General features: G+C 31.8%; 13 protein-coding genes. 4 read left to right on the forward strand and 9 right to left on the reverse strand.

What is annotated here, in order from left to right; translation table 11 throughout:
* Positions 1–128 precede the first annotated feature (128 nt).
* Complete coding sequence (locus L3X39_RS05420) at positions 129–1,772, forward strand: acyl-CoA carboxylase subunit beta (RefSeq protein WP_237230755.1); 1,644 nt, start codon at positions 129–131, stop codon at positions 1,770–1,772.
* A gap of 58 nt (positions 1,773–1,830) precedes the next feature.
* Positions 1,831–2,253 (forward strand): DoxX family protein, encoded by a 423-nt coding sequence (locus tag L3X39_RS05425; RefSeq protein WP_237230756.1) that lies wholly within the window; start codon positions 1,831–1,833, stop codon positions 2,251–2,253.
* 49 nt (positions 2,254–2,302) lie between these two features.
* On the opposite strand, the gene sppA is transcribed toward L3X39_RS05425, so the two are convergent.
* The 9 genes from sppA to holA all read right to left on the reverse strand — a co-directional run bounded on the left by sppA (position 2,303) and on the right by holA (position 11,786).
* Positions 2,303–4,066 (reverse strand): signal peptide peptidase SppA, encoded by a 1,764-nt coding sequence (gene sppA, locus L3X39_RS05430; RefSeq protein WP_237230757.1) that lies wholly within the window; start codon positions 4,064–4,066, stop codon positions 2,303–2,305.
* A 50-nt stretch (positions 4,067–4,116) separates the two neighbouring features.
* Entirely contained in the window at positions 4,117–5,196 is a 1,080-nt protein-coding gene (locus L3X39_RS05435) for an AMP-binding protein (protein WP_237230758.1), read from the reverse strand.
* A gap of 7 nt (positions 5,197–5,203) precedes the next feature.
* Entirely contained in the window at positions 5,204–6,136 is a 933-nt protein-coding gene (locus tag L3X39_RS05440) for a CPBP family intramembrane glutamic endopeptidase (protein ID WP_237230759.1), read from the reverse strand.
* A 2-nt stretch (positions 6,137–6,138) separates the two neighbouring features.
* Positions 6,139–7,176: an o-succinylbenzoate synthase gene (locus L3X39_RS05445; RefSeq protein ID WP_237230760.1), complete on the reverse strand. Its 1,038-nt coding sequence runs from the start codon at positions 7,174–7,176 to the stop codon at positions 6,139–6,141.
* Positions 7,177–7,854 carry a metal-dependent hydrolase gene (locus L3X39_RS05450; protein WP_237230761.1) on the reverse strand — a complete coding sequence of 226 codons (678 nt, stop codon included), beginning with the start codon at positions 7,852–7,854 and terminating at the stop codon, positions 7,177–7,179.
* Positions 7,855–7,865: 11 nt separating this feature from the next.
* Positions 7,866–8,771, reverse strand: a complete 906-nt coding sequence (gene menA / locus L3X39_RS05455; RefSeq protein ID WP_237230762.1) for a 1,4-dihydroxy-2-naphthoate octaprenyltransferase — start codon at positions 8,769–8,771, stop codon at positions 7,866–7,868.
* Positions 8,771–9,610: a 1,4-dihydroxy-2-naphthoyl-CoA synthase gene (locus tag L3X39_RS05460; RefSeq protein ID WP_237230763.1), complete on the reverse strand. Its 840-nt coding sequence runs from the start codon at positions 9,608–9,610 to the stop codon at positions 8,771–8,773. Before L3X39_RS05460 ends, menA begins: the two co-directional genes overlap by 1 nt.
* Positions 9,611–10,108: 498 nt before the next feature.
* Positions 10,109–10,774 carry a uracil-DNA glycosylase gene (locus tag L3X39_RS05465; RefSeq protein ID WP_237230764.1) on the reverse strand — a complete coding sequence of 222 codons (666 nt, stop codon included), beginning with the start codon at positions 10,772–10,774 and terminating at the stop codon, positions 10,109–10,111.
* 7 nt (positions 10,775–10,781) lie between these two features.
* On the reverse strand, positions 10,782–11,786 hold the full coding sequence (gene holA / locus L3X39_RS05470) for a DNA polymerase III subunit delta (protein WP_237230765.1): 1,005 nt from the start codon (positions 11,784–11,786) through the stop codon (positions 10,782–10,784).
* A gap of 26 nt (positions 11,787–11,812) precedes the next feature.
* Between holA and L3X39_RS05475 the strand changes: the two genes are divergently transcribed.
* Both L3X39_RS05475 and L3X39_RS05480 read left to right on the forward strand, forming a co-directional pair.
* Positions 11,813–12,259 carry a type I restriction enzyme HsdR N-terminal domain-containing protein gene (locus tag L3X39_RS05475; RefSeq protein WP_237230766.1) on the forward strand — a complete coding sequence of 149 codons (447 nt, stop codon included), beginning with the start codon at positions 11,813–11,815 and terminating at the stop codon, positions 12,257–12,259.
* Positions 12,256–13,245, forward strand: a complete 990-nt coding sequence (locus L3X39_RS05480; protein ID WP_237230767.1) for a glycosyltransferase family 2 protein — start codon at positions 12,256–12,258, stop codon at positions 13,243–13,245. The genes L3X39_RS05475 and L3X39_RS05480 overlap by 4 nt, the downstream gene beginning before the upstream one ends.
* Positions 13,246–13,326 lie beyond the last annotated feature (81 nt).

A 13,326-nucleotide genomic window follows, 5' to 3' on the forward strand; every position in this document is an offset into this window, starting at 1 on the left:
GTACAAATATAGATTAAAAAATAATATATTCCAAGGAATATATTTCCATGTTATATATTTTATGATTTCATTAACAAACCCAATAAAATTTTTGAAACTTTTGTACATTAGCCTCAAAGAAAAAATACATGGATATCAACTTCAATAAAAACGAAGATTATAATAAACTTTTAGTATCTGAACTTAAAACCCGCCTGAGTAAAGTGAAACTTGGAGGAGGAAAATCGCGTATAGAAAAACTGCATGCTCAGGGTAAAATGAGTGCAAGGGAACGCATAGATTATTTATTAGATGCTAATTCAAAGTCTATAGAAATTGGAGCTTTTGCTGGAGAAGACATGTACAAAGAACATGGTGGATGTCCATCTGGAGGTGTTGTTATAAAAATAGGTTACATAAAAGGGAAACAATGTATGGTGGTGGCTAACGATGCCACTGTTAAAGCTGGTGCTTGGTTTCCTATTACTGGCAAAAAGAATTTAAGAGCACAGGAAATAGCTATTGAAAACCGGTTACCGATAATCTATTTGGTTGATTCTGCTGGGGTTTATTTGCCATTGCAAGATGAAATATTTCCAGATAAAGAACATTTTGGTCGTATTTTTAGAAATAATGCCATTATGAGTAGTATGGGTATTACACAAATTGCTGCTGTTATGGGAAGCTGTGTTGCTGGTGGTGCCTATTTACCTATTATGAGTGATGAAGCTTTAATAGTTGATAAAACTGGAAGTATTTTTTTAGCTGGCAGTTATTTGGTTAAAGCAGCGATAGGTGAAACTATAGATAATGAAACTTTAGGCGGAGCAACAACACATTGCGAGGTTAGTGGCGTAACGGACTATAAAGCAAAAGATGATAAAGACGCTTTAGACACAATTAAAAATATCATTGATAAAATTGGTGACTATGACAAAGCTGGTTTTAACAGAATTGATGTTAAGAAACCCTATGAAAATCCAAAAGATATTTATGGCATTCTACCCAAAAGTCGTGCTGACCAATATGACATGTATGAAATAATAAAAAGGTTAGTCGATAACTCTGAATATGACGAATATAAAGCTGGTTACGGACAAACTATAATAACATGTTATGCTAGAATTGATGGTTGGGCAGTTGGTATTGTTGCCAACCAAAGGCAGATTGTAAAGACAAAAGGTTCTAAAACAAAACCTAAAGAAATGCAATTTGGAGGTGTTATTTACAATGATAGCGCCGATAAGGCTACTCGTTTTATTGCTAACTGCAATCAAAAGAAAATTCCTTTAGTTTTTTTACAAGATGTTACTGGCTTTATGGTAGGCAGTAAAAGTGAACACGGTGGCATTATAAAAGATGGTGCGAAAATGGTAAATGCTGTTAGTAATTCGGTAGTTCCCAAAATCACTATTATTATAGGCAACAGTTATGGTGCTGGTAATTATGCTATGTGTGGAAAAGCTTATGATCCCAGATTGATTGTTGCATGGCCAAGTGCTGAACTTGCTGTAATGAGTGGAAACTCTGCTGCTAAAGTGTTGTTACAAATTGAAAAAGCTTCCCTGGAAAAACAAGGAGAAAAAATTACACCTGAAAAAGAAGAAGAACTGTTCAATAAAATTAAAGACAGATACGACAATCAAGTGTCGCCTTATTATGCAGCTGCTCGGATTTGGACAGACGCCATTATTGACCCTTTGGATACTAGAACTTGGATAAGTATGGGAATTGAAGCCGCTAACCACTCACCTATTATAAAACCATTTAACATGGGAGTTTTACAAGTTTAATTTTACAATCTCAAGCGTTTTTTGTATCTTAATAACTGAATTTCAATAACTTCTAATCATGGCTACAATAAAATCGCTTAATAAGTGGGCTAATAAGCACACTTATTTACCACTTGACTTATTACGCATTGCTTTAGGTGTCTTTTTATTTTTAAAAGGCATTGATTTTATGTCTAATAGCGCTATGCTAGTTGAACTGTTTAAACCCATGCAAAATATGGCTGGTGGAATGATTATGGTACACTACGTTGCTCCCGCTCATTTCATAGGAGGTATTTTAATTGGTTTTGGTTTATTAACACGTTGGGCAATTATAGCTCAACTCCCCATTTTAATAGGTGCTATAGCTATAAATTTTGTTGGTGAAATGAGTTCTAGCAATTTAATATTAGCAACAATAACACTTTTGGCATGTGTATTTTTTCTAGTATACGGTTCTGGGAAACGATCATTAGACTATTATTTTAAAATGCAACAATAGAAAAAGGGCTAAACTCTCGTTTAGCCCTTATAACAACATTTATACCTTATTATTTAATCTCAGTACTAAAAGGAAATAATAACTGAATGCCTTTTTTGTTTGATAAGGCTTTTATTTCTTTATAAATCTTATACTGCTCTTCTCCTAATTCCTCTTTTAAAATGGTTTCTTTGGCTTTAATAAAACCAAAATCTTCCAACATTTTATCTAAGTCCTTTTCATACACAGGGAACTCTTTTGTTTTATAATCCTCTATTCCTGCAGCTTCAGCAGCACGTGACAATGCTAAGTCCAAGCCACCTAACTCATCAACTAGTCCAATGTTTAGTGCATCAGTACCTGTCCAAACACGTCCTTGGGCAATAGTCTCAACTTGTTCTCTAGATAAATTTCTTCCTTCAGAAACACGTTGAGAAAATAATTCGTAGATATCTAATACGCCTTCTTTAATAAAAGCATACTGATTTTCATTCATAGGTTCAAAAAAACTATAGGTTACAGCATTTTTGTTTGTAACAACTTGTTCTGCATTAATACCCATATTATCTGCTAGCTGTTTGGCATTTGGAAGCATCCCAAATACACCAATACTTCCTGTTATAGTTGTTGGTTCTGCGATTATTTTGTCAGCATTGGTAGCAATATAGTAACCTCCAGATGCTGCTAAATCTCCCATAGAAACAATAACCGGTTTTACTTTTTTGGTAAGTTCTATTTCGCGCCAAATAAGTTCACTAGCTAAAGCACTTCCTCCGGGTGAGTTTATTCGTAACACGACAGCTTTAATTTTATCATCTTCTCTAGCTGCTTTTAAGGATTTATTCATCGCACCTTGACCAACAGTATTCTCATCGCCTTCGCCATAAATAATTTCGCCTTCAGCATAAATAACAGCTATTTTATTTTTGCTGAAATTAGATAGTAATTTAGTTGCTGTATATTTAGCATAATCTTCAATAGAAACTACATTTAAATCCTTTTTAAAATCTACTCCCATAGCCTGTTTCATACCATTAACGTATTCGTCGTAGTATGCTATTTTATCAACTAATTGGGAGGTTTTAGCTAAATTAGGATTTCTAGCTAATAAGCTATCGGCGATAACATTCAACCTTTCTACCGGGATATTTCTACTTTTAGAAATATCATGCTTTATTTCACTCCAAAGTGAATTCAGATACACAGAAATTTGCTCTCTATTATTATCGCTCATTTCGTTTTCTAAAAACGGTTCTACAGCGCTTTTATATTTTCCTAAACGCACCACTTCCATTTTTAAACCTGTCTTTTCTTGAAAATCTTTAAAATATAAACGTTCAGAGTATAAACCTTTAAACTCCATCATCCCAACAGGGCTTATATAAACTGTGTCTGCAACAGAACTTAAATAGTAATCCTTTTGAGTATATATATCGGCGTAAGACACAATAAATTTTCCTGACTCTTTAAATTTTAAAAGGGCGCCTCTTAAAGCTTTTGTTTGAGAAATTCCAGCAAGAATGAAATTATTATCAATTGAAATACCTTTTATATTGTTATCATTTGCTGCGTAATTGATGGCGTCAATTATATTAAAAAGTCCATTCTTTTTATTTTCGTTTAGAAAAGGATAATCAGAAAAAACCGTTTTTGGTGCATAGTCTCTTATTGGAAAATCTAACCTCAAATCAAGTACCGTATTAGGCTTTACCTTCACAACATCATCAGAGTTTGAACCAAATAATGCTCCCAAAAGAATTAAACCAAAAAAACAAATAATTAGGAATACAAAAATTCCGATTACTGTAGATAAAACGCGTTTTAAGAATGCCATAATTTAAAATTTGTGTATAAGTATATAGAAAAAGGATTTTGTTACGAAATTTATAGATTTAATTTTTTCAACGTTTTTTTACGTTGAATTTTACCTGTACTCGTTTTAACAAATTGCTCAACCGCAAATACATTTTTAGGCTTTTCAAACTTTTCTAAAACGTTAAAAATTGAAATATCAATTTGATTTGATTCTCCTTCTAAAACAAGCACCACTTTATTGCCTAAAGTTTTATGAGGTAGTGAGGTGATAAAAAATGGAGTTTTTATATGTGCTTTAAGTTTAGCTTCAATCTGTTCTGGGTATAATTTTACGCCGCCTGAATTAATAATATTGTCAAACCGACCTAACCATTGAAACTCAGTAGGTGAATGTGCTTCAATAATATCATTGGTTCTTATCTTATTATTTGAAATTTGAGGTGCACTAATTACTAAACAATCTCTCTGATCTTTCGAAATTGTAATATTTGGTAGTGTTTTAAAGTAAAGTGCTTCCGTTTCGTTTTTAGTTGTGTTGAAATTATTAAGTTTTTTAGCCGCTACATGAGTAACGGTTTCGGTCATTCCGTAAGTTTCATATACTTGAGTGGATAAGTTTTGAAGCTGATTTTTCAATTCAGTTGATACCGCTGAACCGCCCACTATAATCGTTTTAATTTTTTTACAAGAATCCAATGAGTTCTGAAGCTGCAAAGGAATCATAGCACAAAAATCATATGTTTTTTTTGTATTAAATTTAGGTTTTGAAGTAGGTTCTACCAAATCTAATTCAAGCCCAAGTATAATCGCTCTTATTAACATCATTTTACCAGCAATATATTCCGTTGGCAAACAATGTAAGGCTTTATCACCTGGTTCTAACTTAAAAAAATCACCAGTTGCAATGGCTGAATTAACCATCGCTTGTTTCATTATTTTTATGCTCTTGGGTTTCCCAGTAGATCCAGATGTTTTAACTTTTATATAATATTTATCATCCAACCAATCTAATAGAAAATTACCTATTTCTTGTTGATAAGTTAAACCTTCTTTAACGTAGCTATACGCTACTTCTTGTAAATCATCACGATTACAGTTAAATCCATTTAACTTAAATCTGTTGTGTACGTTGGTATAATTAGGTGTCATAGCGTTATTATTCTAAAATTTTATAGTCCTCTATTGGTGGTTCAACAACTTTACCAATCAATTTATCACCCCAATTGTTCCATTTATACACTTTTGAAAAAATAATAAGTATAATAGGATAAAATACCAAGACAGGAATTAATATCTCCGAAACGGTTGTATTGGCTTCTTCGGCTGTATATCTGAAAATTGCATCGGTTTGTAATGCAGACCAATCACTTGTTATTAATAGTGCCGCTAATAAATTATTACCCAAATGGAAGCCTAAAGCGAGTTCTAAACCGTCGTCCATTAAAGTCATAATTCCTAACAGTAAACCGGTTCCAATATAAAACACCATTGTTATAAAGCCCATTTCAGCTACTTCGGGATTTGCACTATGAGCAATTCCAAATAATACAGATGTAAAAATTAATGGAAACCATTTATTTTTTACGATAATACCAATGTGTTGCATTAAATAACCTCTAAAAAGATATTCTTCTAAACCAATTTGAAATGGAAACAGAATAATGCTTATTAAAAAAAGAATAGCGAATTTACTAGGATTAAATTGTACTTCTATTTGACTAGGGTCAGAATAATATGAAAATGCAAATGATATTATTGTAATGGCTACTATTAAACCAAAAGAGAAAAATATTCTTCTCCAATCTATCTTCTTCCTAGCTGTGGTTAATGATAAAATACTTCTTCCATGAAGGTATTTAACTAAAGCAAATAGTAAACCAAGTAAAAAAGCAAACGGCAGAAGGTTTACAACAAGAGAAATATTTGAAGGAATTGATTTCATCATTTCATAAGCAGCCTGTAAGTCTTCTTTTGATGTAAACAAATACATAACAAAATTCAAAATAAAAATACCAGAAATTAGTATTGATGTCAGCAAAAACATCCAAATTTCATTTTTGCCTTTATATGCTTGTTGTATGTAGTCCATAATTATAATTTAAATTCCCACGCTTTTGATTTATCGTATTGCAATGTACCATTTTTTACTTGTAATGGACTTTCAAAATTGTTGGTAAATAAACTTCCAGTACCTAAACCTTGAGGTAAACTGCTTCTTTTTGTATAAGTATATTGTGCAATAGCATTTAAACCCACATTACTTTCTAAAGCACTTGTTATCCACCATCCTATTCTATTTTTTTCTGCAACCTCAATCCACTCATCACTTCCTTTCATTCCACCAACCAAACTTGGCTTTAAAATAATATATTGAGGACTTATAGTTTGTAACAATTTTTGTTTTTCTGTTACTAAAAACACTCCAATTAATTCTTCATCTAAGGCAATTGGTAACGGTGTTTCTTCACATAACTTCGACATTTGTTCTATCTGACCTTGTTTAATCGGCTGTTCTATAGAATGTAAATCTAAATCTGATAATATTTTTAATTTTTCCAAAGCTTCATTAGGATGAAATGCTCCATTTGCATCCACTCGTAACTCAATATCTTTTGATGAGAATTGCTTCCTAATAGATTTTAGAAGGCTGATTTCAGTTTGAAAATCAATTGCTCCAATTTTTATTTTTAAACACTTGAAACCTGCTGCAATTTTATCGTGAATTTGTTGTTTCATAAACACTTCACTTCCCATCCATATCAATCCATTTATAGGAATACCTTCGTCTCCTTGCGTAAACTTTGATGGATATATTTCAAAAGGGGATTGACTTTTTAAAGATTTAAAAGCAGTTTCCAAACCAAATTGAATGCTAGGAAATTCATTTAGTTCATGCAAAAGATTTTCTAAACCTAAATGAATATTATTACAAGTCCATTTTAATTTTTCTTCATAATCTGGTCTGTCATCAATAGATAGTCCTCTAAACAAACCGCACTCACCAATACCTGTTTTGCTTTCCGATTTTAATACTATAAACCAAGTTTCCTTAGTTTTTAATACCCCACGTGACGTTCCGCTGGGTTGCTTAAAATTTAAAATATATTGCTTATAAGATGCTTCAACCATCTACAATTCTATAAAATCACCAATTTCTAATAGCATTAAATCTTTACCTTTTTCAAAAAATCTTCGCTTTGCATCTTCATGGTCTATTTCAATATATCCAAAAGTATCATAATGATAGCCTAATACTTTATCACATTCAACAAAATCACTAGCCAAAATAGCATCGTCAATTCCCATAGTAAAATTATCGCCTATCGGTAAAATAGCTAAATCTAACTTTGTTTGAAGTGGGATTAACTTCATATCGAAGGCTAAGGCTGTATCGCCTGCAATATAAATGTTTTTATGTTCGCCTTCAATTACGAAACCACCTGGTTGCCCGCCATAACTACCATCTGGGAATGATGACGTATGAATTGCATTCACATATTTAACAGTACCAAATTCAAAATCCCACTGTCCACCATGATTCATGGGATGACATTCAATTCCTAATTTTTCAAAATGAGAAACAATTTCAAAATTAGAAATTACGATCGCTCCAGTTCTTTTAGCAAGCGTTTCAACATCTAAAATATGATCTTGATGTGCGTGTGTTACTAAAATATAATCTGCTTTAAGAGTATTAACATCTATTGATGATGCCTTTGGGTTACCCGATATAAAAGGGTCTACCAAAATATCAACATCATTTACCTTAATACCTAAGCTTGCGTGACCATAGAATGTAATTTTCATAGGCTTAAAATTTATTCTAATAAATGACCTATTCCCATAAGAACAGCTAGCAATACCGTTGTTAACGCAAGTTTTTTTAATTCCGGATCTAATAACTTTAGGTCATTATTCTTATTTACCTTTCTTAAATGTACCAATAAAGGAATGTATGCAATAACAAAAATTAAGTTATATGGTGATGTATAATATAAAATACCAAATAACGACGATAACCCTATTGCTAACAAAATTAAAACATTATGGTATAATTTAACCTTTTTCTCTCCTAATAAAACAGCAAAGGTTATTTTATTTGACTTAGTGTCTGAAAGTCTATCTCTCATATTATTAAGATTTAAAACTGCAGCACTCAAAAGTCCAATGGTAAAAGCAGGTAAAAACACAACATGATCAATTCTTTTAGCAAATAAAACATAGCACCCTATAACACTAACTAAGCCAAAAAATATAAATACAAAAATATCGCCTAAACCTCTATAGCCATATGCCTTTTTACCAATAGTGTACCGAACTGCAGCAACTATTGAAGCTAAGCCCAGTAAAAAAAACACTAATGCCAAAGAAAAATACTTAACACCAAATGCTATAAAAATCAATAAACTAGCTAAGACAATTGATATTAAAACATTTATTTTAATGGCATTAAATAGCTCTTCTGGAGAAATTTTACCAGATTGAATCACGCGTTCTGGACCTATTCTATTAGCATTATCAGTCCCTTTTACACCATCGCCATAATCATTAGCCAGGTTTGAGAGAATTTGAAAACTCAATGTCGTTAATATTGCCAAAATGCAAATTCTCCATTCAAACACACCATTGTAAACTGCTAAACATGAAGCTAAAATAATGCCCGATATTGATAAGGGTAGCGTTCTTAAACGTATTGCTGAAATCCAAATTGAAACTTTCTTCATTATGGAATCCATTTTTTTTCAAAGTTTGGCTTTCTCTTTTCTAAAAAAGCATTTCGTCCTTCTTTAGCCTCTTCAGTCATGTAAGCTAACCTCGTTGCTTCACCCGCAAACACCTGTTGTCCAACCATACCGTCATCGGTTAAATTCATTGCGAATTTTAACATTTTAATAGATGTTGGAGATTTTGCCAGTATTTCTTGAGCCCATTCATAAGCTGTACTTTCCAATTTTTCGTGAGGAACAACAGCATTAACCATGCCCATATCAAAAGCCTCTTGAGCTGAATAATTTCGTCCTAAAAAAAAGATTTCCCGAGCTCTTTTCTGGCCAACCATTTTTGCTAAATATGCGGAGCCATAGCCGCCATCAAAACTTGTAACATCAGCATCTGTTTGTTTAAAAATAGCATGTTCCTTACTAGCTAATGTTAAATCGCAAACAACATGTAGGCTATGACCGCCTCCTACTGCCCATCCAGGAACAACTGCTATTACAGCTTTTGGCATAAACCGTATCAACCGTTGAACTTCTAATATGTTTAAACGATGGTATCCATCTTCACCAACATAACCTTGATGCCCTCTTGCTTTTTGATCGCCGCCGCTACAAAAAGAATAAACTCCATCTTTACTTGATGGTCCTTCAGCCGATAGCAAAACAACTCCAATGTTTACGTCTTCACCTGCATCGTAAAATGCATCGTATAGTTCGCTTGTTGTTTTTGGTCTGAATGCATTTCGAACATCTGGTCTGTTAAAGGCTATTCGTGCAACACCATTACACTTTTTATAAGTTATATCTTGGTATTCTTTGGCAGTAACCCATTTTAGCTCCTTCATTTTCTATATTTTATTCAAAAATAAATTTTATTTCATTAAATCAATTATTCTGACTACAAAATGTTACTTAGCGATAGCATATAGTGCTCTATATGTTAAAGCAAAAGAAGATATTCGAATTATTTTAAATATTGAATTTGAATCTAATTATTATTAATATAGATAATGCAACAAAAATGACGTTAAATTTTTATTATATAAGCAAAAATGGAAATACTAAATTAAACATATTACAAAAGTTTAAAATAAGTAGAAGTACGTATTGCTTTACAATATTAATTTGCTAATTTTGTGGCAGATAATTACTGGTATATTTGCATTTTATCGTTTAGTTATGTATTTTGCCGATTATTTAATCCCAAATGCTTATGTTAATTACAATTACTCTTACAATTTCATCTCTTATTATAATTAATTTGCTATTGCTTAAGTTTAGTTGCAATAAAACAATAAAACCAGAAAAGGTTAATAAAAAACCTATCGTTTTAAAACCAGAGATTACCATATCACTAAACTCTTCGACATTAGCTCCAACTGGGAGTTAGTTTTACTAAAGTGTTTATTTCCAAACCAATACCCCCTATTTGCACTTAATGGCGATGGATGCCCTGAAGTTAAAATTTTATGCTTTCCGTTATCTATTAACTTAGCTTTTTGCTTTGCATATCCACCCCACAACAAAAACACAACGCTTTCTTTTTTGCTACTTATTGTTTTAATTACAGAATCGGTAAAAATTTCCCACCCTTTATTTTGATGACTTCCTGCCTGATGCGCTCTAACAGTCAATGTAGCATTTAATAGCAAAACACCTTGATGTGCCCATCTTAGTAAATTACCACTCTTTGGATAAGAAGTTCCTAAATCATTTTCAATTTCTTTAAATATATTTATTAATGAAGGCGGATGCTTAACACCATCATTAACTGAAAAACACAATCCGTTGGCTTGTCCAAAATCATGGTAAGGGTCTTGACCAATTATTACCACTTTAACATCATCAAAATGACAATGATTAAAAGCATTAAATATTTGTTTTCCTGGAGGGAAACACGTGTGAGCTTTATATTCAGATTTAACATAAGACACTAAATCTTTAAAATAAGGCTTCTTAAATTCTTCTTCTAAATGTGGTTTCCAACTCTCGTGAATATCAACATTCATTAACATATTAATTTAGAATTCTTACCAGTAACTCCTTAAGTAAATCACCTTGTGGCACAGAATTAGCACCAACGCCTTTACTTTTAACATCAAACTCTCTTAAGGTAGAAACTACTGCACTTACTTTGCGCATCGGGTAATAACGGGCCGCCGTAATATATTCGTTAACAAAATAAGGGTTGATTTTTAAAGCGGATGCTACACTTCGAGGGGATTTATCATTTAATCCATGGAAATGAAGTAACTGTGAGAAAAAATTAAATAATAGTGACACGGTAACCACCATTGGATTATCCTTTGGGTTTTCAGCAAAATAATTGACTATTTTGTAAGCTTTCAAACTATCTTTCTCTCCAATGGCTTTACGAAGTTCAAAATTATTATAATCTTTACTTATGCCTATATTTTCCTCAATATGCTCTGGAGTAATTTGTATACCTTCTGGTAAAATAATTTGAAGTTTTTCTAATTCGTTATTAATTTTACTTAAATCTGTTCCTAAAAATTCCACAAGCATTTGTGCCGCTTTAGGTGATATAGTGTACTTTTTTGAAGACAATACACGTCTTATCCAATCGGCTACTTGATTTTCATAAAGCTTTTTACTTTCATAAATTACTCCAACTTTGTTTATAGCTTTGTAAAGCGACTTACGCTTATCTAGTTTTTTGTATTTGTAATTTATCACTAACACCGTTGTTGGTTGTGGGTTTTCAGCGTATGACATCAATTTTTCAATGGTCCGAGATAAATCTTGTGCTTCCTTAACAATAACAACTTGATGTTCTGCCATCATGGGATATCGTTTAGCGTTGCCAATAATATCCTCAATAGTTACATCTCGCCCGTATAAAACCATTTGGTTAAACCCACGTTCTTCTTCAGATAAAATGGTGTTTTCTATAAAATCGGATATCTTATCAATGTAATATGGTTCTTCTCCCATTAAAAAATAAATAGGCTTTATATTCCCATTATTAATATCCGTTACTAGTTGCTTTACTTCGTCCATTGAAAAAAAATCACCAAATTTGTGCAGTGCAAAAATTAAATTTCCCTACATATTCGTTTCGATTCAAAAATAGCGAAAATAAAATTTCTATTTTCGATCCTATTCGTAAAAAATACGTGATTTTACAGCCAGAAGAATGGGTGAGACAGCATTGCGTTCAATTTTTGATTCATGAAAAAAGGTTTCCTAAATCATTGATAAATATTGAGAAAGAATTAACTATCAATTCATTAAAAAAAAGATATGATATTGTTGTTTTTAATTCGGATGGAAGTATTCATTTAATTGTAGAATGCAAAGCACCAAAAATTGATATCAAACAAGATACGTTTGACCAAATAGCACGCTATAATTTAAAACTAAATGCAACCTATTTAATGGTTAGCAACGGATTAAATCATTATTATTGTCAAATGGATTATAAAAATGAATGTTATAATTTTCTAGAGGACATACCCCAATTTATAAGATGAAACTAGCTATCGTCATATTAAACTGGAATGGGAAAAAGCTTTTAGATCAGTTTTTACCTTCGGTTCTTAAACATTCTGAGGGCGCCAATCTTTATGTTGCAGATAATGCTTCAACTGATGATTCGGTTTCATTTTTAAAACATAATTATCCAGATATAAAAATCATTGAAAACAAAACTAACGGCGGTTATGCCAAAGGCTATAATGATGCTTTAAAACACATTGAAGCTGATGTTTTTTGCCTATTGAATAGCGATGTTGAAGTTACTGAAAATTGGCTTTCTCCTATTATTGAAACCTTTGATAAAAATGCGAATACAGTTATTGTTCAACCAAAAATTTTAGATTATAAAAATAAGTCTTTCTTTGAATATGCTGGAGCTGCTGGTGGTTTTATTGATAAATATGGGTATCCATACTGTAGAGGCAGAATTTTTAATACCCTTGAACAAGATTTAGGACAATACAACGATTCCTTAGATATATTTTGGGCATCTGGAGCTTGTTTGTTTATTCGAAGTGACATATTTAAAGAATTACATGGTTTTGATGAATCGTTCTTTGCTCACATGGAAGAAATCGATTTATGTTGGAGGGCAAAAAATTTAGGTTACTCTATAAAATATGTTGGAGATTCAGTAATCTATCATGTTGGTGGAGCTACTTTAAATGCAACCAATCCTAAAAAAACGTTTTTAAACTTTAGGAATAGTTTGTTTACACTGACTAAAAATGCTAAAGGAAATTTGTTTTTAATTTTAACGGTTCGGTTAATTTTAGACGGTGTTGCTGCCATCAAATTTTTATTAGAGTTAAAGCCTAAACACACTTTTTCTGTATTGGGCGCACATTTAAGCTTTTATTTCTCCATTTTTAGATTACTAAAACACCGGAATTTATCAAAAAGCAAATTAAAATATTATAAAAAAACATCCATAGTGTTCGATTATTTCGTAAATAAAAATAAGATTTATAACGATTTATAATTAGATAGCAAAAGTTTTGTTAAAATGTTAGAAACAACTGATTTTTATATACTTTTGTGCAAACAAATTTGAAAATTAATC

Origin of the sequence: Flaviramulus multivorans, assembly GCF_021728415.1 — a bacterium.
Taxonomy (GTDB): Bacteria; Bacteroidota; Bacteroidia; order Flavobacteriales; family Flavobacteriaceae; genus Sabulilitoribacter; species Sabulilitoribacter multivorans.

What these genes read in the sequence shown, in the direction of transcription:
- L3X39_RS05420 (WP_237230755.1), top strand. Translation starts at nt 129, where the DNA reads ATGGATATCAACTTCAATAAAAACGAAGATTATAATAAACTTTTAGTA.
- L3X39_RS05425 (WP_237230756.1), top strand. Translation starts at nt 1,831, where the DNA reads ATGGCTACAATAAAATCGCTTAATAAGTGGGCTAATAAGCACACTTAT.
- sppA (WP_237230757.1), bottom strand. Translation starts at nt 4,066, where the DNA reads ATGGCATTCTTAAAACGCGTTTTATCTACAGTAATCGGAATTTTTGTA.
- L3X39_RS05435 (WP_237230758.1), bottom strand. Translation starts at nt 5,196, where the DNA reads ATGACACCTAATTATACCAACGTACACAACAGATTTAAGTTAAATGGA.
- L3X39_RS05440 (WP_237230759.1), bottom strand. Translation starts at nt 6,136, where the DNA reads ATGGACTACATACAACAAGCATATAAAGGCAAAAATGAAATTTGGATG.
- L3X39_RS05445 (WP_237230760.1), bottom strand. Translation starts at nt 7,176, where the DNA reads ATGGTTGAAGCATCTTATAAGCAATATATTTTAAATTTTAAGCAACCC.
- L3X39_RS05450 (WP_237230761.1), bottom strand. Translation starts at nt 7,854, where the DNA reads ATGAAAATTACATTCTATGGTCACGCAAGCTTAGGTATTAAGGTAAAT.
- menA (WP_237230762.1), bottom strand. Translation starts at nt 8,771, where the DNA reads ATGAAGAAAGTTTCAATTTGGATTTCAGCAATACGTTTAAGAACGCTA.
- L3X39_RS05460 (WP_237230763.1), bottom strand. Translation starts at nt 9,610, where the DNA reads ATGAAGGAGCTAAAATGGGTTACTGCCAAAGAATACCAAGATATAACT.
- L3X39_RS05465 (WP_237230764.1), bottom strand. Translation starts at nt 10,774, where the DNA reads ATGAATGTTGATATTCACGAGAGTTGGAAACCACATTTAGAAGAAGAA.
- holA (WP_237230765.1), bottom strand. Translation starts at nt 11,786, where the DNA reads ATGGACGAAGTAAAGCAACTAGTAACGGATATTAATAATGGGAATATA.
- L3X39_RS05480 (WP_237230767.1), top strand. Translation starts at nt 12,256, where the DNA reads ATGAAACTAGCTATCGTCATATTAAACTGGAATGGGAAAAAGCTTTTA.